Origin of the sequence: Achromobacter veterisilvae, from assembly GCF_900496975.1 — a bacterium.
In the GTDB taxonomy this organism is placed as follows: domain Bacteria; phylum Pseudomonadota; class Gammaproteobacteria; order Burkholderiales; family Burkholderiaceae_B; genus Achromobacter; species Achromobacter veterisilvae.
The window spans coordinates 15333-37450 of sequence record NZ_UFQC01000040.1; the positions used below are offsets into that span (position 1 = coordinate 15333).

General features: G+C 71.7%; 15 protein-coding genes. 6 read left to right on the forward strand and 9 right to left on the reverse strand.

Annotated features, from left to right (window positions below; genetic code table 11):
• Window positions 1-143 precede the first annotated feature (143 nt).
• The gene (locus AVE30378_RS26595) at window positions 144-398 is read left to right on the forward strand and encodes a hypothetical protein (protein WP_129245264.1); all 255 of its coding nucleotides are present in this window, start codon (window positions 144-146) and stop codon (window positions 396-398) included.
• On the opposite strand, the gene AVE30378_RS26600 is transcribed toward AVE30378_RS26595, so the two are convergent.
• Complete coding sequence (locus AVE30378_RS26600; protein ID WP_129245266.1) at window positions 384-1481, reverse strand: DNA topoisomerase IB; 1098 nt, start codon at window positions 1479-1481, stop codon at window positions 384-386. The genes AVE30378_RS26595 and AVE30378_RS26600 overlap by 15 nt on opposite strands.
• A 113-nt stretch (window positions 1482-1594) precedes the next feature.
• Between AVE30378_RS26600 and AVE30378_RS32640 the strand changes: the two genes are divergently transcribed.
• The 3 genes from AVE30378_RS32640 (at window position 1595) to AVE30378_RS26610 (ending at window position 3065) form a co-directional block, all read left to right on the forward strand.
• Window positions 1595-1756: a hypothetical protein gene (locus AVE30378_RS32640; protein WP_165360310.1), complete on the forward strand. Its 162-nt coding sequence runs from the start codon at window positions 1595-1597 to the stop codon at window positions 1754-1756.
• A gap of 49 nt (window positions 1757-1805) precedes the next feature.
• The gene (locus AVE30378_RS26605; RefSeq protein ID WP_013393887.1) at window positions 1806-1958 is read left to right on the forward strand and encodes a DUF3309 family protein; all 153 of its coding nucleotides are present in this window, start codon (window positions 1806-1808) and stop codon (window positions 1956-1958) included.
• A gap of 144 nt (window positions 1959-2102) precedes the next feature.
• Window positions 2103-3065: a 2-hydroxyacid dehydrogenase gene (locus AVE30378_RS26610; RefSeq protein WP_129245268.1), complete on the forward strand. Its 963-nt coding sequence runs from the start codon at window positions 2103-2105 to the stop codon at window positions 3063-3065.
• 3 nt (window positions 3066-3068) lie between these two features.
• Here AVE30378_RS26610 and AVE30378_RS26615 read toward each other — a convergent pair whose 3' ends face one another.
• Together AVE30378_RS26615 and AVE30378_RS26620 are read right to left on the reverse strand one after the other, a co-directional pair.
• Window positions 3069-3902: a universal stress protein gene (locus tag AVE30378_RS26615; RefSeq protein WP_129245269.1), complete on the reverse strand. Its 834-nt coding sequence runs from the start codon at window positions 3900-3902 to the stop codon at window positions 3069-3071.
• 114 nt (window positions 3903-4016) lie between these two features.
• Window positions 4017-6140: an FUSC family protein gene (locus AVE30378_RS26620; RefSeq protein WP_244235154.1), complete on the reverse strand. Its 2124-nt coding sequence runs from the start codon at window positions 6138-6140 to the stop codon at window positions 4017-4019.
• 295 nt (window positions 6141-6435) lie between these two features.
• On the opposite strand from AVE30378_RS26620, the gene AVE30378_RS26625 reads away from it, so the two are divergent.
• Together AVE30378_RS26625 and AVE30378_RS32645 are read left to right on the forward strand one after the other, a co-directional pair.
• Window positions 6436-7350 (forward strand): EAL domain-containing protein, encoded by a 915-nt coding sequence (locus tag AVE30378_RS26625; protein WP_129245273.1) that lies wholly within the window; start codon window positions 6436-6438, stop codon window positions 7348-7350.
• A gap of 171 nt (window positions 7351-7521) precedes the next feature.
• Window positions 7522-7698 (forward strand): hypothetical protein, encoded by a 177-nt coding sequence (locus AVE30378_RS32645; protein ID WP_165360311.1) that lies wholly within the window; start codon window positions 7522-7524, stop codon window positions 7696-7698.
• A gap of 118 nt (window positions 7699-7816) precedes the next feature.
• On the opposite strand, the gene treY is transcribed toward AVE30378_RS32645, so the two are convergent.
• Genes treY through treS form a run of 6 tightly spaced genes read right to left on the reverse strand, consistent with a single transcriptional unit; the run spans window position 7817 to window position 22104 of the window.
• Entirely contained in the window at window positions 7817-10546 is a 2730-nt protein-coding gene (treY, locus tag AVE30378_RS26630) for a malto-oligosyltrehalose synthase (protein WP_129245275.1), read from the reverse strand.
• Complete coding sequence (malQ, locus tag AVE30378_RS26635; RefSeq protein WP_129245278.1) at window positions 10543-12657, reverse strand: 4-alpha-glucanotransferase; 2115 nt, start codon at window positions 12655-12657, stop codon at window positions 10543-10545. The genes treY and malQ overlap by 4 nt, the downstream gene beginning before the upstream one ends.
• Complete coding sequence (gene treZ, locus AVE30378_RS26640) at window positions 12654-14441, reverse strand: malto-oligosyltrehalose trehalohydrolase (protein ID WP_129245280.1); 1788 nt, start codon at window positions 14439-14441, stop codon at window positions 12654-12656. Before treZ ends, malQ begins: the two co-directional genes overlap by 4 nt.
• Window positions 14438-16549 carry a glycogen debranching protein GlgX gene (gene glgX / locus AVE30378_RS26645; protein ID WP_129245282.1) on the reverse strand — a complete coding sequence of 704 codons (2112 nt, stop codon included), beginning with the start codon at window positions 16547-16549 and terminating at the stop codon, window positions 14438-14440. The genes treZ and glgX overlap by 4 nt, the downstream gene beginning before the upstream one ends.
• 6 nt (window positions 16550-16555) lie before the next feature.
• Window positions 16556-18745: a 1,4-alpha-glucan branching protein GlgB gene (glgB, locus tag AVE30378_RS26650; protein ID WP_129245284.1), complete on the reverse strand. Its 2190-nt coding sequence runs from the start codon at window positions 18743-18745 to the stop codon at window positions 16556-16558.
• Window positions 18742-22104, reverse strand: coding sequence for a maltose alpha-D-glucosyltransferase (treS, locus tag AVE30378_RS26655; RefSeq protein WP_129245286.1), 3363 nt, complete (start codon window positions 22102-22104; stop codon window positions 18742-18744). The genes glgB and treS overlap by 4 nt, the downstream gene beginning before the upstream one ends.
• Window positions 22105-22118 lie beyond the last annotated feature (14 nt).

Sequence of the window (22118 nt, forward strand, 5' to 3'; positions counted from 1 at the left end):
CTCCTTGTGAGCCGCCGTGCCGCCCAGCAATCGGCGCGCCCGGCGGCAGCGGGCACATCCGCTTGCAATTTGGCCTTGCGGAAGGTTTTTTCGAATGCAGGGGCGCCGTAGGATGGAAGACCGGATCCCGATTGGAGATACGCATGAAACCCGCATCCGCACCCTCCCGAGAAGCCAAGTCCGCCCGCGCCCGCAAGCAGCCGGAAGACAACGCTAAGATACTGCCGCCGCGCGGCCCCGTCGATGTGCCGCGCATACCGGATAAACCAGGGGCCTCGACGCCGGACGAGGCCGCGCGCGACAAGCGGGCCGTGGCCGACAACCGCACCGAATCGAACTGGGCGGACGGCTCGGCGCCGCAGCCGCGCGCCAAGAACGCGCGCTCATCGATTCTTTGACCGGCCGTCTCCGCCGTTCCCGGATGCCCGCGCGCAGGCAGGGCCGGGCGAGTCCCGCAGGAACGCGAGCAGGCGGCGTTCGTCCGCTTGCAGTCCCCGGGGGCCGGGCGGGGCGGGCGATCGCGCCGGCAGGCGGCCGGCCAGATAGGCGTCCAGGATGGCGGGGTGCACATAGCAGGCCCGGCAGACCGCGGGCGTGTTGGCCAGCCGCTGCGCCACCTGCCGGATGACGTCGGCCACCGTTTTGCGGGCCTGGTCCTCGTCCTCCGCGGGACGGGCCTGGAGCGCGGCGTAGGCCAGCACCGAGCCCGCCCAGGTGCGGTAGTGCTTGGCCGTGAAGTCTTCCGCCCCGGCACTGCGCAGATAGGCGTTGACGGCGCCGGAGTCCACGGGATGGCTGCCGCCTTCGTCGTCCAGGTACTGGAACAACTGCTGGCCGGGAATGTCCAGGCAGCGCTTGATGACGCGGGCCAGGCGGCGGTCGGCCATGGTGACGTCGTGCGCCACGCCGCTCTTGCCCTGGAACCGGAAACGGATCCGGCTCCCCGCCACGCTGGCATGGCGGCGCTTGAGCGTGGTCAGCCCGTAGGACTTGTTGCTGCGGGCGTATTCGCGCGCGCCGATGCGGATGAGCGTGGCTTCCAGCAGCCGCACCAGCACGGCGATCACCTTGTCCTGCGACAGGCCGGGCGCGCGCAGGTCGCGGTCGGCCCGCCGCCGGATGCGCGGCAGCGCCAGGCCGAAGGCCGCCAGGCTCTGGTATTTGTCGGAGTCGCGCACCGCCGTCCAGTCGGGGTGGTAGCGGTACTGCTTGCGGCCGCGGGCGTCGCGCCCGGTGGCCTGCAGATGCCCGCGCGGGGAAGGGCAGATCCACACCGCTTCGTAGGCGGGCGGGATGGCCAGGGCATCGAGGCGCGCGATTTCGCGGGCGTCGCGGATGCGCCGGCCGCGCGTGTCCAGATAGGCAAACGCATGGCCGTTGAGCCGCAGCCGGGCATACCCCTTCCGGGTGTCGTCCACATAGACCAGCCCCGCCTCTTCGGAGGCGGAGGGCGCGGGTTGGGTGGGGCGTGAAGTTTTCATCCGGTCTCCGGCGGGCACGGGCGGCCCCGCCGCCACCAGCATCCGGCGTTCCCGGCCGCGCCGCCGGGAACGGGACTTGCTGCAGACGGCTGGGATTCCTACAGGAGGCCGTCATGCAACCCACTCTTTACCTGCACGTTCCACCCAAGCCCGATCCGATTCCGCCAGGCTCGCCGCCCGGCGATCTGCCGGTGGATCCGGACACCGACGAACCGGACGTCGATCTGCCCCCGCTTTCCCCGCCGATCAAGGAAATCACGCCGCCAGGGAAGTGATGTCCGCCCGCCATCCAAGAACTCGAATCGATAAAGACGAGGAGCCGCCATGTCGACCATTCTGCTGATCATTCTCATCCTGCTGCTCGTGGGCGCCGTGCCCGCCTGGCCGCACAGCCGGGGCTGGGGCTACTACCCCAGCGGCATCCTGGGCATCCTGCTGATCGTGCTGATCGTGATGCTGCTGACGGGACGCTTGTAACGGCCCTGCGTCCCCGCGGGGGCCCCGGGGCAGGGTCCGCGCGCTGCCGGCCGGTTCCGGAGCCGGCGGGTGGCGCGCGCGGGTGGCGAGGCGTAAGATGCCCGGGTTTTCGCGCAAAGCCTCGCCATCCGCGGCATTCCCGACATGACCATACCCCTGCTAGTCCTGATCGAAAGCGTGCAGGACTACCTGCCTGTTTTCGAGTCGCGCGGTTTCCGCGCCCTTTACGCGCCGACCGCCGAATCGCGGGCCCGCGCGATCCGCGAGCACGCCGGCGAGATCCGCATCGTGCTCACGCGCGGCGCCACCGGCTTTCACGCCGACGAGATGGCGGCGCTGCCCAGGCTGGAGATGGTCTGTTCGCTGGGCGTGGGGTACGAGAACATCGATCTCGCCGCGGCGGCCGCGCGCGGCATCGTGGTGACCAACGGCCCCGGCGCCAACGCGGTATCGGTGGCGGACCACGCGATGGCGCTGCTGCTGGGCGCCGCGCGCCGCCTGCCGCAGGCCGACGCGTGGGTGCGCCAGGGCCACTGGAATGGTTTCATGGGGCCGCAGGTCACGGGCAAGCGCCTGGGCATCCTGGGCCTGGGCACCATCGGCCTGGAGATCGCCAGGCGCGGCGCCAACGGCTTCGGCATGCCGGTGGGCTATTTCAGCCGGCGCGCCCGGCCCGAAACCGGCTACGCCTATTTCGACAGCCCCCGGGCGCTGGCGGCCGCGTCGGATTTCCTGGTGGTGGCCACGCCGGGCGGCGCGGCCACGCGGCATCTGGTGGACGCCGAGGTGCTGGAAGCGCTGGGGCCCGGCGGCTACCTGGTAAATATTGCGCGCGGCAGCGTGGTCGACACGCAGGCCCTGATCGCGGCGCTGGCCGAAGGCCGCATAGCCGGCGCCGGGCTGGACGTGGTGGACGGCGAACCGTCCATTCCGGAAGCGCTCAGGCAGCTCGACAACGTGGTGCTGACCCCGCACAGCGCGGGCCGTTCCCCGGAAGCCGTGGACGCCACCGTCGCGCTGTTCCTGGACAATGCCGGCGCGCATTTCGCCGGCAGGCCGGTGCTGACGCCGGTGGCGGCGGGCGCCGCCCGGAGCGCGGCGGCCTGATCGCTAGTGGGAGAACATGACCGGGACGGTCATGCTCTTCAGGATGGACGCGGTGGCGCCGCCCAGCGCCCACTGGCGGAACTTGCTGTGGCCGTACGCGCCCATGACGAGCAGGTCCGCGCTGTAGTCCGCGGCGGCATTCAGGATGGTGCTGCCCACGCCGACGCCCTTGATGTCGCGCTGCACGTGCTCGGGGGCCGGCATGCCCTGGGCCACGCAGTAGGTGACCAGGTCTTCGAAGGGCGCCTCGGCCTTGCCGTTGGATTCGCCTTCGTCCATGGTCAGCACGATCATGCTCGAGGCCAGCCGCAGGATGGGCGCGGCGTCGGCCAGCGCGCGGGCGGCTTCGCGGCTGCCGTCCCAGCAGCACAGCACGCGGTCGCCGATGACGGGGAAGTCCCCGCTGGACGGCAGCGCCAGCACCGGGCGGCCGGCCGTCAGCAGCGTTTGTTCGACGAACTCGATTTCGTGGGCGGCCTCGACGTCCTGGCGGTTTTCCTGGCTGACGATGATCAGGTCGCTGGTGCGCCCCAGCAGGGCGACGGTCGCGCTGGGCGAGGAATCGCCCGCGCGCACCACGGCCGGCACGTCGGCCGCCGCCGCGGCCGCGAGGAAGCCGGTCTGCACCGCGTCGCGGCTTTGCGTCTGCAATTCCTTCATGACGGAAGTGGCGCGGGACATCAGCACGGATTCGCCGTAGTAGTACTGCGGCGGCGCGGCGTTGGCGTAGATGCCGACCAGTTCGGCCTTGTGGCGCTTGGCCAGGACCAGCGCGGCGTCGGTGCGGCGCTTGCAATCGAACCCGTGGTCGAGGTGGACGGAAATGCGACGATACATGGAGGCCTCCTTGGTTTAACGTCCGATACCCATATGGTTGCGCGTCCGCCAAGGATGGCTATTGATTCGCGTCAAGCGCCCGCCAGTTTCCCGGACACGGCGCAAACGCGGGGCTTATTGCGCGGGCGGCGCGCGTTCCACGCGCTCGCGCAGTTGCCGGATCTGGCGCGCCTGCTGCGCGATGCGGTCCAGGGGGCCGGCCAGGTCGGGGCTGGCCTGGCCGATGGCCGCGGGCAGCGCCAGTTGGCGCGGGCCGGGCGCGGGCGTCGGCGCCCGCGGATGCAGCGCGCCCGCCAAGACCTGCCCGTAGTCGCGCAGCGCGGCCGCCTCGGGCGTGTCCGCGGACAGCGGCGGCTGGATCTCCAGCACCGTGCCGGCCGCGGTGATGCGCCGCATGGCGTTGAGCAGGCCGACCGCCGTATCGACGTTGCGGTCCCGGTGCACCGGATTCTGTTGCAGCCGCTGGAGGGACGCCTCGGCGTTGTCGGCCGACAGGCAGGCCTCGCGGCGCAGCGCCACGACGTCCTGGGCCGCGCCGCCGCCGGCCTTGCGCAGGATCAGGGCCCGCGCATAGTCGGCGTGGCGCTCCAGCGCGCGCGCCAGCGCCCCGGCCAGTTGGCGGGGCTCTTTCTCGGGCCAGACCAGAACGCCCACCAGCAGCGCCAGGATGCCGCCCAGCACGCTGTTGAAGGCGCGCAGCGCGGCCAGCGTGGGCTCGTAGATCTCCGGCTGCTGGATGTGGCTGACCAGCACGAACTGGGACGTCAGGAAGAAGGTGAACAGCGCATAGTGGATGGTGCGGGCGGCGAAGGTGCCCAGGGCGATCGGCAGCACCGCCAGCGCCACGGACAAGGGCGTGCTGAGCAACAGGCCCAGCAGGGACGCGCCGATGGCGCCGGCCACGCTGCCGGCGACGCGCTCCAGGGTGCGCTGCCAGGTGGTGGCGAAGTAGGGTTGCAGGATGAAGACCAGCGTCAGGGACATCCAGTAGCCGTGGTTGACGGCAAAGGTCTTCGACAGCGCGACGGCGATGGTGGCGCCGACGCCCACCCGCAAGGCGTGGCGGAAGGCGTCGGACTCGAAGCGCAGGTTCTGGCGCAGGCTGCGCCAGGCGCCGCGCGCGCGGTTTTCCGCCAGGCGGTCGCGGGCGGGCGCGGCGGGCGCGCCGCCATGGTCGAACAACGATTGCGCGACGGACTGCGCGGTCTGCTGCAGGCGGTCCAGCACCGGGGCCATGCTGGCGAGGTCGGGCGCGTGGGCCAGGGCGCTGCCGCGCAGTTCGCGCAGGCCCGCGCCGTAGTGCGCCAGGCGTTCGCGCAGGCATTCGGCCTGGCGGGCATCGTTGACGTCGGACGTGCTGGCGATGGCGTTGCACACGGCGGCATAGCGGTGCAGCGCTTGCGACAGATGCGCGCCCGCGCCGCGGCCGAGCCAGCGCGGCGCGTTCGATTCCAGCAGGTCGGCCGCCGCCACCAGGGCGATGAAGCTGTCTTCCGCGCTGTCCAGCAGGTACAGCAACTGGTGCGCGCGGGCGCGGCGGGAAGGGCGGCTGTCCTGCACTTCGCGGATGCGCGCCCGGGCGGCTTCCAGGGCGGCGCGCTGGGCGCTGCGCCGCGGCCGCGTGACGGCGCTCCAGGCCTGGGGGCCGGCGGCGGGCGCAAGGCCCGAGTACAGATGGGCCAGCGCCGCGGCGAAGTCCGCCAGGCCCCGGTAGCAATGCGCGACGGCGAGCGTCGCGTCCTTCCAGGGGCGGCGCCGCCAGACCAGGGCCGTCATCAGGATGGCCCAGACCGCGCCCGCGAGGAAGAACAGGGTATAGGACAGGCTGTCCGCGAGCGTGGGCGCGGGAAGTTCGGCCGCGACGACGAAGCCGGCCGACAGCAAGGTGCCGACGATGGCGGCGGCCGGCCCCAGCACGCGCAACAGGCCGCCGAAAGTGCAGCACAGAAAGGTCAGGGGCAATAGCAACCAAAGATGACCGGCGCTGGCGCTGGCCAGGAAGCAGAAGAGCGCGCCGATCAGGCCCAGCGCGAGCATGGCGCCGGCGCGCTGGCGCAGCGGCCCGCCGGGATCGCCGAAGCAGGCCCAGAACGCGGCGATGGCGGTCCAGCCCAGGCGGGGCTCGTGCGCCAGCGCCGCCAGGATGACCGGCGCCGCGCTGATGGCGGCGGCTTGCAGGGCGTCCAGCCACAGGACGTGGCGCGCGGAGGCGCGCCAGCGGGAAAGCAGATTCGTCACGCGGAAAGAGAACGGCAGAAAAGCGCCCGGCGGGCGGAAGACGCAAACCCTACCATGTCGACAAGACGTCGCGATGCGGTCCGTCCACGGGGCCGGATATTCCCCTGTTGCGCGGGGGCCAATACGCATGGTTACATCTGTGTGACTTTACCGCGTCAAACCCGCAAATTTGCCTGGAACAATTGCGCGAAATCGCATACAAAAAACCTTATAGCTGGGAATGCTCACGTCCAATGTGCCTTTTCTGCGCCCGGACAGCGCAGGCTCTGCCCAGAGGCGCTCAAGGAGGGTCGGCATGATGTCGAATCACGAGGCTTCCGCAAGCTCGGTGGCAAGCGACGACGAGATCGCCGCCATGATTACAGGCAAGGATGGCCTGCGCATGCTGTTGCAGCCGCAGGTGGACCTGCTGACCGGCAGGATCGTATCCGCCGAGGCGCTGGCGCGCTGGCAGCATCCCCGGCTGGGCATCATCATGCCCGGCGAATTCATCCCCGCCGTCAACCGGCTGGGCCTGGACAGCATCCTTTTCGAACGCGTCTGCCTGCGGGTGATCGACATGCTGCTCGGCTTGCGGCGCGCCGGCATCGCGGTGCCCGTCGCCATCAACGCGCCCGCGTCCACGCTGTCGGACGAACGCGCGGTGGACTTCCTGCTCGGGCGCATCCACGCCGCGGAATTGCCGGCGTCCCTGGTGCGCGTGGAACTGACCGAGGACCAGCCCATCCGCGAACTGGACGTGCTGCGGGCCTCGCTCCTGAAACTGGAGAACGCCGGCTGCGAGGTCAGCCTGGACGATTTCGGCACCGGGCACGCATCCTTGAAACTGCTGTCCGCCATTCCATTGTCCGAAGTGAAGATCGACCAGTACTTCGTCACCCGCATGCGCCGCAGCGCCGTGGCGTTCGAAGTGCTGCGCACCGCCGCCGAACTGGCGAACCGGCTCGGCCGCCGCGTAGTGGCGGAAGGGGTCGAGAACATGGCGGACATTCCCGCGCTGCGCGCCGCGGGCTGCCGCTACGGACAAGGTTTCGCGCTGGGCCGCCCGATGCCGCTGGACGAGCTGATGATGCGCCTGCGCACGCAGCGCGACCGCGGCGACGCCATGGCCGCGCCCACGCCGTATGCCTCGTCGTGGCTGGACGTGTACGAAGACGTCAAGCAGGATGCCGCCCCGGCGCGCCGCGCCCGCCACGTGACCGCCCAGTAGGGCGGCGGCGGCAGCGCAGAATTTACCGGGCGGATCCGGCCTTTACCGATTCCGCCCGCGATCTCCTCCGTCCCCACATCCGTGCCGCCGGCCATTGCCCGGCGCGGGTTTGGGCACGCGGGTTGCTCTTGGTAGTCCAGCGGAGTGTGTCCGCTTACCAGGAGATTTGCAATGTCCACTCAGAACCAGCCCGATCAGCAGAAGCAGCCCCAGAAACAGCAGGCCCAGGAGGATCCCAAGGACCGCAAGCAGCCGGGGCAACAATCCGGCCAGCCTGGCCAGCAGGTCGACAAGGATCGCCAGCAGCAAGGCCATGCGCCGGGGCAGCAAAGCAAGATGCCGCGCTGACGCCCTGGACCGCGTTCCCGGCCCGTGGCGGGACCGCGGTTTTGCCGGCCCTGTCCGCGCCCGCTCCGGGACGCGGGCAGGGCCTTTTGCATGCCGGGCGGACCGGCAATCCGGGCGGTCAGTTCCGGACGGACAGGCACAGCGCGACGGGCATGTCGCGCAGGATCTCGGCCAGCGGCAGGCGGCCGTCGGCCAGCGGCCTCAGCCGGCGGCCGTCCAGCGCGTCGTGCCAGGCGCCGCCGGCCGCCGCCGGGGGCAGCCGCAGCGCCGTGTCCGCCCAATGGCCGCGCGCCTGCGCGGACCGGCCGCGGGCATAGCCGTCCAGCCGCAGCGCGCACAGGTGCGGCGCGACGATCAGGGCATTCTGGCCCTCGTGCTGGCGCAGCCAGGCAAGCACCTGTTCCGCCCGCGGGCCTTCGGCCGGCACGGCGGCGCATCCGCCCTGGGCGAACAGCGCCGGCAGGCGCGCCCTGGCCGCCAGCAGCCGCTGGATCAGCGTCAGCTTGACCGAGCCGCCGCGCCAGGCGGACTCCGACAGGTCGATGGGCGCGGCGCCGCGCGCCTCGGCCAGCAGCGATTCGCGCCGCGCATAATCGACCGGACGGCGGTTGTCGGGATCGACCAGGCTGAAATCCCATAGCTCCGTGCCCTGGTACAGGTCCGGGACGCCCGGCAGCGTGTTGCGCAGCAGCGTCTGGGTCAGGCTGTTGACCAGGCCCGCCGGCGCCAGTTCGAACGCGAACCCGGCGATCTCGCCCAGCAGTTCGCGGCCTCGCGTATCGGCCAGCAGGAAGCCGAGCGCGCCCCGGGCCGCGTCTTCGTAGGCAGGATCCGGATCGGTCCAGGAGGTGTGCAGTTTCGCTTCGCGCAAGGCCTTCAACTGCCATTGCGCGACGCGTTCCAGCCAATGCGCGGCCTCGTCGCCGGGCTGCGCGCCGCGGCTCGCGTCCCAGTCGGCCGGCCACGCTCCGACCAGCGTCTGCACCAGCAGGTAGCGGTCGGCCAGCGTGGGCGCCTCGCCGGCAGGCAGCGCCTGGATCCAGCGCTGCGCGGTGTCCCGCCATCGCTGCGGCATTTCGCTCAGGACGGCCAGCCGGGCCCTGGCGTCTTCGCCGCGCTTGTGGTCGTGCGTGGCGGTGGCGAGCATGGCGTGCGGATGCGCGCGGGCGCGCGCGTCGACCAGCGCGCGAAAGGCGGCCGGCGCCAGCGCGAAGGCGTCGGCGCTGGCGCCGACCTCGTTGCGCGACAACAGCGGCCCGTAGCGGTACAGCAGCGTATCTTCCAGCGACTTGGCGGCCAGGGGCGGCGTCAATTGCTGGAAGCGGCGCAGCGCCTGGTCGCGCTCGGCGCGGGCGGGCGCGTCGAGCCCGGGCACGTCCGAGCCGTCCAGCCATCGGTCCACTTGCGCGAGCAGCGCCGCGTCCGCCGTGCCGGGGCGGGCGTCCAGCAAGACCGCCGCGCGCCGCAAGGCCTCGCGGCACACCTGGCGGTCGGCCTCGCCGCGCCCGCCGTCCTCGGCATAGGTGCGATAGACGGGAAAAGCGGCCAGCATGGCGGACAGCGCGCGGTCGATGGCGTTCGCGCTCCAGTCGCGGGTGTGCCCGTCCAGCCGCGCGATGCGCTCCAGGCTGCGCACCAGCGCCAGCCGTTCCGACGGAAAATGCCGCGCAAGCATGCGCCGGCGGGCCGCCTCCAACTGTTCCCGCGGCTGGCGCATGTCGCCGGTCAGGGCCTGCCAGAACGCGCGCAGGGGGGCTTCGGCGGCGGGCGCATGCAGCAGCGCGCCGGCCTGGTCCATGAAGTCGTAGCCGGTCGTGCCGTCGATGTGCCAGCGCGGGTCCGGCGCTTCGCCGGGCGCCAGGATCTTCTCCACCACCAGATAGGCCCGCGGCTGCGCGCAAGCGGGCGGACGGCCGGCGCATGCCTGGGCCAGGCGCTGGTTCAGGCGGCGCAGGTAGGCGCCCGGCGCGGCCAGTCCGTCGATGTGGTCGATCCTCAGGCCGTCCAGGATGCCTTCGGCGTACAGCCGCAGGATCAGCGCATGGACCGCGTCGAAGACGGCTTCGTCCTCGACCCGCACGCCCACGAGCTCGCTGATCTCGAAGAAGCGGCGCCAGTTGATCTGGTCGGGCGCGGTGCGCCACCAGGCCAGCCGGTAATGTTGCCGCTCCAGCAGGCGGTGCAGGCGCTCCCGGCCGCTTTCCTCGCCGGGATCGTAAAGACGCGCCAGCGCTCGCGGCTCGATCCCGCGCGGTATCGACGGCGGCGCGACGGGATAGCGTCCGCCCGGCGCTTCCAGTTCGAGTTCGCCGCTATCGGGGTCGCGGCGCAGCCGGAGATCGCCGCGCGCCAGGCAATCGCCATAGGGGCCGGGCAGCACCGGCAGCAGCACCTTGCCCCGCAGCGCGGGGTCGGGCGTCTGCCAGTCGATGTCGAAGTGCCGGGAGTAGGCGCTGGCCTCGCCCAGCGCCAGCACGTCGCGCCACCACGGGTTGGCCGGATGCGCGGCCATGTGGTTGGGGACGATGTCCGCGATCAGCCCCAGGCCGCGCCGCCGCGCCGCTTGCGCCAGGCGCCGCAAGGCGGGCTCGCCGCCCAGTTCGGGATTGACGGCGGCGTGGTCGATCACGTCGTAGCCATGCGTGGAGCCGGGCCGGGCGCGGGTGATGGGCGACAGATAGAGATGGCTGACGCCCAGGTCCGCGTAGTAGTCCACGCGGTCGCGCGCGTCGTCCAGCGTGAAACCGGCATGCAGTTGCAGCCGGGCCGTGGCGCGGGGCGGGCCGGCTCCACTGCCTTCCCGCCGCGTATTCCGGTATTCGCCCTTTGGGGCGCCCGATGGGTTCATGGCCGGCCCCGGCCGCCGCGCATCGCGTCCAGCCGCAGGCGCGCGGCCGGGTCGGCAAAGCAGGCGGGGTTGTCCAGGGGCAGGCGCTGGCGCCAGTTCGGGTGCACGTCTATCGTGCCGGGCAGGTTCGGCTGGTCCAGCGCGCCGGCCAGGTCTTCCATCGGCACCAGCAGCAGCGGGCAGGGCGTGGCGGACACGAAGCGCAGCAGGTCCGCCAGCGGCGGTTCCGAGGGCGGCGCCGCGGCCGGACCGCCCATGGCTTGCGACAGCAGGACGCGGTCGGCCGCGCGGCCGCGCCGCAGCGTCTCTTCGCTGTCGTCCGGGCCCAGCAGGCCGAGCTTGACCCGCCAATCGATGTCGCGGCCGGTCCACCAGCCGCGCAGCGTGGGCAGGTCGTGCGTGGTCGTCATGGCGGCGGACCCGGGCGGCCAGTCCCGCGCTGCGGCGAAGGCGGAGGGTGGCCCGAGCGCCGGATCCGCGGTATCGGCGGGCACGGGGTCCGGCGCCCGCCGCATGAACCACAGCACGTTCATGCCCAGGACGCCGTGGTCCGCGAGTTCCTGGTCGAATCCGTCGGGCACCGTGCCGAGGTTCTCGCCGATGACGAGCGCGCGGTGGCGCCACGCCTCCAGCGCCGTCAGCGCAAGCAGGGTCCGCAACGGATAGCGCAGGTAGGCGCCTTCGGTCGGCGGCGCGCCTTCGGGCACCAGCCACAGCCGCGCCATGCCCAGGATGTGGTCGATGCGCAGGCCGCCCGCGTGCGCCAGCGTCGCGCGCAGCATGTCGATGAAGGCGGCGTATCCCGAGGCGGCGAGCGCGCGCGGCGAAAAAGCGGTCAAGCCCCAATTCTGCCCCAGCGGATTGTGGATGTCGGGCGGCGCGCCGATCGCGACGCGCGGCAACAGGTCCGCCTGGCGTCCCCAGGCATGGCTGCCGTCCGGGCTGTCGCCCACGGCCAGGTCCGCGATCAGGCCCACCCGCATTCCCGCCTCGCGTCCCGCGGCGTGCGCAAGGGCCAGGCTTTCGGCCGCGAGCCACTGGGCGAACTGGTGGAAGTCCACCTCGATGGCGTGCATGCGGGCATAGCGCCTGACGCAGGCCGACTCCGGGTCGCGCCATTGCGCGGGCCATTGGGTCCAGGGCGCCTGCGCGCCGCGCGCGGCATGCAGGGATTCGAACACGGCGTGGTCCCGCAGGGCCTGGCCCTGCTGGGCGCAGAACCGGGCGTAGCGCTGGCGCAGGTCGGCGGGCGCCGAGGCGCGGAACTGCCGGTGCAGCGCGCGAAGCAGGCGCTGGCGCCGCGCGCCCGCGCGCGGCCAGTCGATGCAGGCCGCGCCGTCCGGGCCGCCGGGTTCTTCGACCTGGGCCCGGCGCAGCGCCGCCGCGCCCAGGACCGCGGCCGGGTTCGCATACAGGGGATTCAGGAACAGCCGGCTGGACGGGGAGTAGGGGCTGCAGCGGCCGGGCTGCGAGGCGTACATGGCATGCACCGGGCTGATGGCCAGCGCGTCCGCGCCATGTTCGGCGGCCAGGACGGCCAGCTCGCGCAGCGCGCCGAAATCCCCGAAGTCGTCTTCGGCGCCCAGGGCGCCGGCGCCGGGCCCCCGTCTCAGGCTGTAGACCTGCGCGCACAGTCCCCAGCAGCGCGCATCGGGCTGTCCGGTCAATTCGGCGAGGCTGGGCGCCTGCCGGGGCGCGACGGCCAGCACGGCGGTCTGGCCGCCGGCAAAGGAAAGCGCGTGGTAGCCGGGCTCGTCGGGCACGGCGAGGACGGGGCCGGCTTGCGCCGGAACGACGCGGCCTTCGACGACGCGGCCCGATTCGCAATGGATCCGGCAGGGGCCGCGCGCGGAGGACGGCAGCGCCAGGGACGCGCCGCCGCGCGCCGCGAGCAGGGGCGGGAGCCGGGCGGCGTCTTCGGCCAGGCGCTGCGCGCTCTCGCGGACGTCGCTCGCGCTGGCGGCGGGCAGGCCCAGGCTGGTCAGCAGCGCCCGCAAGGTATCGGCGGAGACGCGCTGCGGACGCCGGCGCGCGTCGGTCCAGTATTCCGCGATGCCCGCCATGGCCGCCAGCTCCGGCAGGCCGGGATCGTTCGCGCCGGCCGGGCTCATGCGGGTTCCTCCAGCAGCCATACGGCGGTGTCGCCGCACAGCTCGCCCAAGGCCAGCGCGTCGCGGCCGCCGGCCTGGGACTCGAACAGCAGCGTGCCGTACACGTCCTCGCCCGCCCGCAACGCGGCGGGCACGGGCTGGCGTTGCGGCCCGAGATTGGCGTAGACCGCCAGCCGCGCGCCGTCCGCGAGCCGCCAGCGGGCGAAGACGCCGTGTCCGCCGATGGCGGCGGCGCCCAGGCTGGTCGCGCCGGCCAGCCTGGGCGCGATCAGACGGGCGCGCAATTGCAGCAGGGCGGCATAGTCGCGCATCCATGCCTGCGCGTCGCCGCCGACCGCGCGGGGCCGGCTCGCCAGGCAGGTGGCGGGATCGTTGGGGTCGGGCGGGAGGGCTTGCGCGCCATCGCCGGAGAATGCCGCGAAGGCCGAGAACTCGCGCCGCCGGCCGTCGCGCACCGCCTGGGCCAGGGCGGGGTCGGCATGGCTGGTGAAATAGAGGAAGGGCGTGCGCGAACCGCGTTCTTCGCCCATGAAGATCAGCGGAATCTGCGGGGCCAGCAGTTGCAGCGCCACCGCGGCGCGCAGCCGGGCGGGCTCGTCCACCAGGGCGGCCAGGCGTTCGCCGCGGGCGCGGTTTCCCGTCTGGTCGTGGTTCTGCAGGAACAGCACGAAAGCGGTGGGCGGCAGTCCGCCGCTGGGTTCGCCGCGGACTTGTCCGCCGCGATACCGCGAGGGCTGGCCCTGGTACAGCCAGCCCTCGGCCAGGCAGCGCGCCAGCGCCTGCGCCGGCCGGTCGGCGTAGTCGGCGTAATAGCCCTGGGCCTCGCCGGTCAGCAGGACGTGCAGCACGTGATGGGCGTCGTCGTTCCATTGCGCGTCGTAGTCGCCTTGCAGCAGGCTCGCGCGGTTGTCGTCGTTTTCCAGCACCAGGTGCACGCGGCGCCCCGGCGGAACGCGTCCGCGCACGTCGCGCGCCAGTTCGCGCAGCCATTCGTGTCCCGCGATCGCGTGGACGGCGTCGAGCCGCAGGCCGTCGAAGCGGTATTCGGTCAGCCAGTACACCGCGTTGTCCTTGAAGAACTGGCTGACCGCCGCCTGGCGGAAGTCGATGGCGTCGCCCCAGGGCGTGCGGACGTCCTGCCGGAAGAAAGGCGCCGCGTAGCGCGGCAGATAGTTGCCGTCCGGACCGAAATGGTTGTAGACCACGTCCAGCATCACGCCCATGCCCAGTCCGTGCGCGGTGTCGATCAGGCGCTTCAGTTCGTCGGGCGTGCCGTAGGCCGTGTCCGGCGCATAGGGCAGCACGCCGTCGTAGCCCCAGTTGCGCGGCCCCGGGAAATCGGCGATGGGCATGAGTTCGAGCAGCGTGATGCCCAGGGCCGCCAGTTCGGGCAGCCGGGCCTCCAATCCCGCATAGCCGCCTTCCAGGCCGGCGTGGGTTTCATAGACCACGCTTTCCTCCCAGGGGCGGCCGGGCCAGTCCGGGTGGCGCCACGGGTAGGCGTCCGGCGCGGCCACGATGCTGTCGCCGTGCACGTCGCCGTCCTGCAGCCGGGAGGCGGGATCGGGCGCGACGGTCTCGGCATCGAGCCGGTAATGGTAGCGGGCGCCCGGCGGGCAATCGACGTCGGCCTGCGCGAACCCGTCCGGGCCGGGGCGCATCGCGATGGGAGGGTGGCCCTCGACTTCCAGGGCCAGCCCGTCGGGCGCGGACGGCGCCCACAGGCGAAAGCGCGTGACGCCGCTGGCCAGCGGAACGGCGCCGAAGGAGCAGGCCTGGGTCATGGCGCGCCTCCGGGCACGTGCGCCGCGGCCAGCAGCAGCACGCTGTGCGCGGCGACGGTGACGGCGGATTCGGCCAGCGGGGCGGCCGGCGCCAGGGTGGCCGAATCCAGTTCGCGGATCCAGGCGAGGGCCGGCCCGGGCAACTGGAAGGAAACGGCCTCATCGCCCGGGTTCAGCATCAGCAGGGTGACGTCGGCGCTGCCGTCTTCGCGCGGGGCGGCGCGGCGCAAGGCCAGCACGCGTTCCTGGTCCGAGGCCCAGGCGGCCTCGTCCATCGGCGAGCCGGCGGCGTCGAACCAGGCCATGGCGGCAACGCCCGGACAGACTTCCCGGTTCGCGTCGCCGTAGCGGGCCGCGCGCACGCTGGGATGGGCGCGGCGCAGCGCGATCAGGCGGGCCGCGTAGCGGCTCAGTTCCCGGCCCGCGTCGCCCTGGGCCTGGGTCCAGTCCAGCCACGACACCGGGTTGTCCTGGCAATAGGCATTGTTGTTGCCTTCCTGGCTGTTGCCGAATTCGTCTCCGGCCAGCAGCATGGGCGTGCCGTCCGACAGGAACACGCAGGCGAGCAGGGCGCGCTGCGCCAGCGTCCGCGTCTCCAGGATGGCCGGGTCCTGCGTGGGGCCTTCGTCGCCCCAGTTGTGGCTGTAGTTCTCGCCGTGGCCGTCGTTGCCGCCTTCGCCGTTGGCCTCGTTGTGGCTGCCGTCGTAGCTGACGACGTCGGCCAGCGTGAAGCCGTCATGGGACGCGATGAAGTTGACCGTGGCCCAGGGGCGGCGATGGCGGCGGTCGAACAGGTCCCGCGATCCGCACAGGCGGGCCGCCATCTCGCCGCGCATGCCCTCGTCCCCGCGCCAGTAGCGGCGCGCGCCGTCGCGGAACTTGTCGTTCCATTCCGCGAAGCCGGGCGGATGGTTGCCCAACTGGTAGCCGTCCGGCCCGATGTCCCAGGGTTCGGAAATCAGCTTCAGCCGGGCCAGCACGGGGTCCTGCAGGACGGCGTCGAAGAAGCCCGAACCGGGATCGTAGCCGGTGCCTTCCCGCCCCAGCGTGACGCCGAGGTCGAAGCGGAAACCGTCCACGCCGTAGGAAGCGGCCCAGTAGCGCAGCGAGTCCGTGACCATCTGCAGCACGCGAGGGTGCGAGAGATTGACGGTGTTGCCGCAGCCGGTGTCGTTGATGTAGTGGCGTTCCTCGCCCGGCACCAGGCGGTAGTAGCTGGCGTTGTCGAGCCCGCGCCAGGACAGCGTGGGCCCCATCTCGTTGCCTTCGCAGGTGTGGTTGTAGACGACGTCTAGGATGACTTCGATGCCTGCGGCGTGCAGCCGGCGGATCGCCTGGCGCAGTTCGTTCGGATTCTGCTGCAGGTAGGCGGGTTCCGGCGCGAAATAGGAAAGCGTGCTGTAGCCCCAGTAATTGCGCAATCCGCGTTCGGTCAGGAAGCGGTCCTGCAGGAAGGCGTGGACCGGCAGCAGTTCGATGGCGGTCACGCCCAGCCGCTGCAGGTGCTCGATGAAGCGCGGATCGGCCAGGGCCGAGCAGGTGCCGCGCAGCGGCGGCCGCAGGTCTTCGCGCAGCATGGACGCGCCGCGCAAGTGGACTTCATAGACGATGGTGTCGCTCCAGGGCGTGGCCGGCGATCTGCTGTTGCCCCAGTTGAAAGGCGTTTCCTCCGGCACGATCGCCTTGGGCATGGCGGGCGCGCTGTCGCGGCGGTCGATGCTCAGGTCGGCGCGGGCGTGGTTCATGCGGTAGCCGAACAGCGCGTCGCTCCAGTGCAGCGGGCCCGTCAGTTGTTTGGCATAGGGGTCCAGCAGCAGCTTGTGCGGATTGAAGCGGTGGCCGTTGCGCGGATCGTGCGGGCCGTGGGCGCGCAAGCCGTAGACCAGCCCAGGGTGCGCGTCGGGCAGGTATCCGTGCCAGATCTCGTCGGTGCATTCCGGCAGGTCGAAGCGGCGCAGTTCCTTGCGGCCCCTGGCGTCGAACAGGCAGAGTTCGATCCGCGTGGCGTTGGCGGAAAACACGGCGAAATTCACGCCCAGGCCGTCGCTGACCGCGCCCAGGGGATAGGGTTGGCCGGCGTGGATGCGCGTCAATTGAGTGGGGTCCATATGCGTTCAGCCTTCATGCAGCAGGAATAGGGTGGCCAGCGGCGGCAGGGTCAGGGACAGGGACTGGGGCTGGCCGTGGGCGGGCATATCGTCCGTGCCGGCGCCGCCCCGGTTGCCCTGGCCGCCGCCGCCGTAGTCCATGGCGTCGGTGTTCAGTTTCTCGGTCCAGCGGCCCGCCAGCGGAACGCCGATGCGGTAGCCGTGGCGGACGACGGGCGTGAAATTCGAAACGGCGAGCAGATGCTGGCCGCCGCCGCGGCGGACGAACGCGACCACGCTGTTGTCGGCGTCGTCCAGAATGGTCCAGGCGAAGCCCGCCGGATCGGCGTCCAGCGCGTGCAGGGCCGGCAGGCCGCGGTACAGGCCGTTCAGGTCCGCGACCAGCCGCTGCATGCCGCGGTGCCCGGGGCGGTCGAGCAGGTCCCAGTCCAGCGTGGCGTCGTGGTTCCATTCGGCGGGCTGGGCCAGTTCGCCGCCCATGAAGAGCAGCTTCTTGCCGGGGTGCGCCCACATGAAGCCCAGGTAGGCGCGCAGATTGGCCAGCCGGGCCGCGGCGTCGCCCGGCATCTTGGACAGCAGCGAGCCCTTGCCGTGCACGACCTCGTCGTGCGATAGCGGCAGGATGAAGCGTTCGCTGTATGCGTAGACCATGCCGAAAGTGATGTCGTGGTGGTGATGCTTGCGGTGCACCGGGTCCTGCGCCAGGTAGCGCAGCGTGTCGTGCATCCAGCCCATGTTCCACTTGTAATGGAAGCCGAGCCCGCCGTCGGCGACCGGCGCGGTCACGCCCGGCCATGCGGTGGACTCCTCGGCCACCATGATCGCGTCGGGGAATTCGCCGCGCACCGCGCCGTTCAGTTCCTGCAGGAACTGCACGGCCTCCAGGTTCTCGCGGCCGCCATGGCGGTTGGGGATCCATTGCCCGGGCTGGCGGCTGTAGTCGCGATACAGCATGGAGGCCACGGCGTCCACCCGCAGGCCGTCGATGTGGAAGCGGCGCAGCCAGTGCAGCGCGCTGGCGATCATGAACGCCTTGACCTCGGTGCGGCCCAGGTTGTAGACCAGCGTGTGCCAGTCCGGGTGGTAGCCTTCGCGCGGGTCTTCGTATTCGTACAGCGCGGTGCCGTCGTAGCGGGCCAGACCGTGCGGGTCATCGGGAAAGTGCGCGGGCACCCAGTCCAGGATGACGCCGATGCCGGCGCCGTGGCAGCGGTCGACGAAGCGCGCGAAGGCGGCGGGCGTCCCATATCGGGCGGTGGGCGCGAACATGCCCAGGGGCTGGTAGCCCCAGGATCCGCCGAACGGGTACTCCATGACCGGCATGAGTTCCACATGGCTGAATCCCATGGCGCGCGCGTAGGCGGGCAGCTTGTCGGCCAGCCGGTCCCAGAGGCAGGCGCCTTCGCCGGACGCGGCCCAGGAGCCGGCGTGCACTTCGTAGATGGAAAGCGGGGCGGCGGGAGAGTGGCGTTCGCGGCGTTCTAGCATCCATGCCTTGTCCTTCCAGGGGTGCGGGGCGGGATCGTCCACGACGGACGCGGTGGCGGGCGGCGCTTCGCTGCGCCGCGCCATGGGGTCGGCCTTCAGTTGCTGGCGGCCGTCGGCGCCGGTCACGGCGAGCTTGTAGCGTTCGCCGGCCTGGACGCCGGGAATGAAGATCTCCCAGACGCCCGCGCGGTGGCGCAGGCGCATGCCGTGGCGGCGGGCGTCCCAGCCGTTGAAGTCGCCCACCACGGCGACGCGCCTGGCATTGGGTGCCCATACGGCGCAGCGCAGGCCGGCCACGCCGTCGATCTCGGCCAGCCGCGCGCCCAGCGCCTCGTCCGCGGCGCGCCATGAGCCTTCGGCCAGTTGGTTCAGCGTGGCCTCGTCCAGCAGGGGGCCGAAGGCATAGGGGTCCGCGGTCAACTGTTCGGCGCCGGGCCACTGGATGGCCAGCCGGTACGAGGCGCCGTCGCCCGGACGCGCCCGCGCCACCTGGCCGACATACAGCCCCTGCGCCTGTTCGCGCAGCGGCTCGCGGACGCCGTCGGGATCCAGCGCAGCCACGCCCAGCGCTCCGGGCGCATAGACGCGCAGCCATCCCTCGTGCGGTCCCAGGACGGCGAACGGATCCCGGTGCAGGCCCGCGGCCAGCGCGGCCAGCGTGGCGGCGTCGAGCGCGCCGGCGGAGTCGGTCCGGGCGTCCTGGTTCATGGCGATTTTCCTTCCGCGTCGATCGCGGCCGACAACAGCAGATTGCGCGCCAGTTCGGTCAGGGCGCACAGGGGAATGGAGATCCAGTCCGGACGGTGGGCCGCTTCGTAGCTCACCTCGTACGCAGCCTTCTCCACTTGGGCCAGCGCCAGCAGGTCCGCCTCCCGGTCCTCGGGCGGAATCAGGGCCGAGGGACGGGCGTCGCGGTAGCCCTGCAGGAAGGCCTCGGCCGCGCGCAACCGGAAGCGCGCCAGCAGCGCGTCGCGCAGTTCGGCGGTTGCCGCCCCGGCCGGCGCGCCCGGCGTCTCTCCGGCGCCGGCGTTCGCGTCCGTCGAGGCGCCGCCTATGGCGTCCGCGCGGCCGATGGACGCGGCCGCGTAATCGAACGAGCGCAGCATGCCGGCGACGTCGCGGTAGGGCGAAGCCAGGGCGCGGCGCGCCCGTAGGCCGCTGGCGGGTTCCCCCTCGAAGTCGATGAGGTAGGCGTCGGCCTGCGCCACCAGCACCTGTCCCAGATGGAAGTCGCCGTGCGAGCGCAGGCACAGGACGCCGGATTCCGCCTGCGCCATGGCGGCCACGCGCGCGGCCAGCCGGGCGCGGTGCTCGAAGTACCACTCGGCGCAGGCGCGGGAGGGGGCTTCGAGTTTGTCGTAGCGCGCGCGCAGGTCCTGTTCCGCCCGGTCCAGCAGGCGCTGGATGTGGCGGGCTCGCGCGTCGGCGTCCGCCTGGGTGGCGCGGCGCGGCCGGAACGCGGGATCGTCGGTGGGCTGCGCCAGCACCGCGTGCATCTGGGCCAGGCGTTCGCCTATCGTCGCCGCCATGACGGCGTAGCCTTGCAGGCTTTGTTCGAATTCCTCGGGATCCTGCCCGACCAGCAGCGCATTGGCCAGGGTCCGCTTGAGCGTGTCCAGCGTCCAGTTCCACGCGTCGCCTTCGTTGGCGACGTAGCGGTGGGCGATCGCCAGGGTATGGATCACGCCGTCGGCGTCCTCGCGCTGCACTTCGCCCAGCAGCGCCGGGACGTTGGCGTAGCCGGCGCGCGTGAGGTAGCGCGTCATCTCCGCCTCGGGCGACCCGCCGGCCCGCACGGCGCGTATCAGTTTCAGGATGATCCGCCCGCCGGCGATGACCGAACTGTTCGATTGTTCGGCGGTCAGCCACTGCAACTCGGCATCGTCGGCGATCTCCACGGCGGCCAGTCCTTCTTCCGGCAGGAAGCGGATGACGCCGGGCTTGTCGCCGGGCTTGCCGACGCCGCGGCCGTCCAGTTCCGTGCCGGCCCGCAGCGCCTTCAGGACGCCGCGCACGAAGCCGGGCTGCAGGAAGGCGTCGGCCAGCAGGCCGACCTCGGCGCCGCGGCGGACCCGGGCGATGGTGTACTGGATGGCGGCGGCTTCATCCCAGGCCAGCACGAAGGGCGCCTGCGCGCGCAGGCCGCTGACGCCGTCCTCGGGCTCGACCTCGGCCCAGTAGTATTCGCCGTCGGCGTCCGGGAACGGCGTGGCGTAGGCCAGGCGGGCGCGGGCGGGCGGCTCGCTGGCCGGATACCAGCGCTGGCGCGCCAGGTACTGCGGCAGGATCTCGCGCTCCAGCGTTTCGCGCGAGGCGTCCGTCAGCGCGGCGCCGCCGCGCGCGCGCAGCACCAGCGTGACCAGCTCGGGCATCTGGGCGGGCGCGGTGGCGTGCCAGTCCGGCGGCGCGGCGTCCACGCTCAGGTCCATCCAGTAGAACGCATAGGGCGGCAGCGTCAACAGATAGGGCAGTTCGCCGATGGCCGGGAAGGGCGTGCCTCCCAGCATTTCGACGGGCACGCGGCCGGCGAACTCCTGCAACGGCAGCTCCACCGGCTGCGCCGCGCTGGAAAGATTCGCCACGCACAGGATGGTCGTGTCGTGCCATTGCCGCAGGTAGGCGAGGATTTTGCGGTTGCCGGCGAAGATGAAGCGCAGCGCCCCGCGTCCGAACGCGTGGCTCTGGCGGCGCTGGGCCAGCAGCCGGCGGGTCCAGTTCAGCAGCGAATGCGGATCGCGCTGCTGCGCCTCGACGTTGACCGCCTCGTAGCCGTACAGCGGCCCCATCAGCACCGGCAGCGGCAGCCGCTCGGGATCCGCGCGCGAAAACCCGCCGTTGCGGTCGGGCGACCATTGCATCGGCGTGCGCACGCCGTCCCGGTCGCCCAGGTGCACGTTGTCGCCCATGCCCAGTTCGTCGCCGTAGTAAAGCACCGGCGTGCCGGGCATCGACAGCAGCAGGCTGTTCATCAGTTCGACGCGGCGGCGGTCGCGCTCCAGCAGCGGGGCCAGCCGGCGGCGGATGCCCAGGTTGATGCGGGCGCGCGGGTCGGCCGCGTACACGTTCCACAGGTAGTCGCGCTCGCGGCTGGTCACCATCTCCAGCGTCAGTTCGTCGTGGTTGCGCAGGAAGATCGCCCATTGGCACGAGGCCGGGATGTCCGGCGTCTGCCGGATGATGTCGGTGATCGGGAAGCGGTCCTCCTGCGCGATCGCCATGTACATGCGCGGCATCAGCGGGAAGTGGAACGACATGTGGCATTCGTCGCCCGCGCCGAAGTACTCCTGCGCGTCCTCCGGCCATTGGTTGGCCTCGGCCAGCAGCAGGCACTGCGGATACTCGGCGTCGATCACCGCCCGGATCTGCTTGAGCACCTGGTGCGTCTCGGGCAGGTTCTCGTTGTTGGTGCCCTCGCGCTCCACCAGATAGGGCACGGCATCCAGGCGCAGCCCGTCCACGCCCATGTCCAGCCAGTACCGCATGACGGACAGCACTTCCTTCAGCACCTGCGGATTGTCGTAGTTCAGGTCTGGCTGATGGGAATAGAAGCGGTGCCAGAAATAGGCGTTGGCGACGGGGTCCCAGGTCCAGTTCGATGACTCGGTGTCGCAGAAGATGACGCGCGTGTCGGCGTAGGCCTTGTCGTTGTCGGACCAGACATAGAAATTGCGCGCCGCCGACCCGGGCTTCGCGGCGCGCGCGCGCTGGAACCAGGGGTGCTGGTCCGAGGTGTGGTTCACCACCAGTTCGGTGATGACGCGCAGGCCGCGCGCATGGGCCGCCCGGATCAGCTTGCGCACGTCCGCCACGGTGCCGTAGTCGGGATGCACGCCGCGGTAGTCGGCGATGTCGTAGCCGTCGTCGCGGCGCGGCGACGGGTAGAAGGGCAGCAGCCAGATCGTGTTGACGCCCAGGTTGGCGATGTAGTCCAGCTTGGATACCAGGCCGGGCAGGTCGCCGACGCCGTCGCCGTTCGAGTCGAAGAAGGACTTGACGTGCAACTGGTAGATGACCGCATCCTTGTACCAGAGGCCGTCGTCCTGGAGGGGCTGGGTTTCGCTGATCATGGCAGAGAGTGGGC

What these genes read in the sequence shown, in the direction of transcription:
- glgX (WP_129245282.1), bottom strand. Translation starts at nt 16,549, where the DNA reads ATGGACCCCACTCAATTGACGCGCATCCACGCCGGCCAACCCTATCCC.
- AVE30378_RS26615 (WP_129245269.1), bottom strand. Translation starts at nt 3,902, where the DNA reads ATGTATCGTCGCATTTCCGTCCACCTCGACCACGGGTTCGATTGCAAG.
- AVE30378_RS26605 (WP_013393887.1), top strand. Translation starts at nt 1,806, where the DNA reads ATGTCGACCATTCTGCTGATCATTCTCATCCTGCTGCTCGTGGGCGCC.
- malQ (WP_129245278.1), bottom strand. Translation starts at nt 12,657, where the DNA reads ATGAGCCCGGCCGGCGCGAACGATCCCGGCCTGCCGGAGCTGGCGGCC.
- treS (WP_129245286.1), bottom strand. Translation starts at nt 22,104, where the DNA reads ATGATCAGCGAAACCCAGCCCCTCCAGGACGACGGCCTCTGGTACAAG.
- glgB (WP_129245284.1), bottom strand. Translation starts at nt 18,745, where the DNA reads ATGAACCAGGACGCCCGGACCGACTCCGCCGGCGCGCTCGACGCCGCC.
- treY (WP_129245275.1), bottom strand. Translation starts at nt 10,546, where the DNA reads ATGAACCCATCGGGCGCCCCAAAGGGCGAATACCGGAATACGCGGCGG.
- AVE30378_RS26595 (WP_129245264.1), top strand. Translation starts at nt 144, where the DNA reads ATGAAACCCGCATCCGCACCCTCCCGAGAAGCCAAGTCCGCCCGCGCC.
- AVE30378_RS32645 (WP_165360311.1), top strand. Translation starts at nt 7,522, where the DNA reads ATGTCCACTCAGAACCAGCCCGATCAGCAGAAGCAGCCCCAGAAACAG.
- AVE30378_RS26625 (WP_129245273.1), top strand. Translation starts at nt 6,436, where the DNA reads ATGATGTCGAATCACGAGGCTTCCGCAAGCTCGGTGGCAAGCGACGAC.
- AVE30378_RS26610 (WP_129245268.1), top strand. Translation starts at nt 2,103, where the DNA reads ATGACCATACCCCTGCTAGTCCTGATCGAAAGCGTGCAGGACTACCTG.
- AVE30378_RS32640 (WP_165360310.1), top strand. Translation starts at nt 1,595, where the DNA reads ATGCAACCCACTCTTTACCTGCACGTTCCACCCAAGCCCGATCCGATT.
- AVE30378_RS26600 (WP_129245266.1), bottom strand. Translation starts at nt 1,481, where the DNA reads ATGAAAACTTCACGCCCCACCCAACCCGCGCCCTCCGCCTCCGAAGAG.
- treZ (WP_129245280.1), bottom strand. Translation starts at nt 14,441, where the DNA reads ATGACCCAGGCCTGCTCCTTCGGCGCCGTTCCGCTGGCCAGCGGCGTC.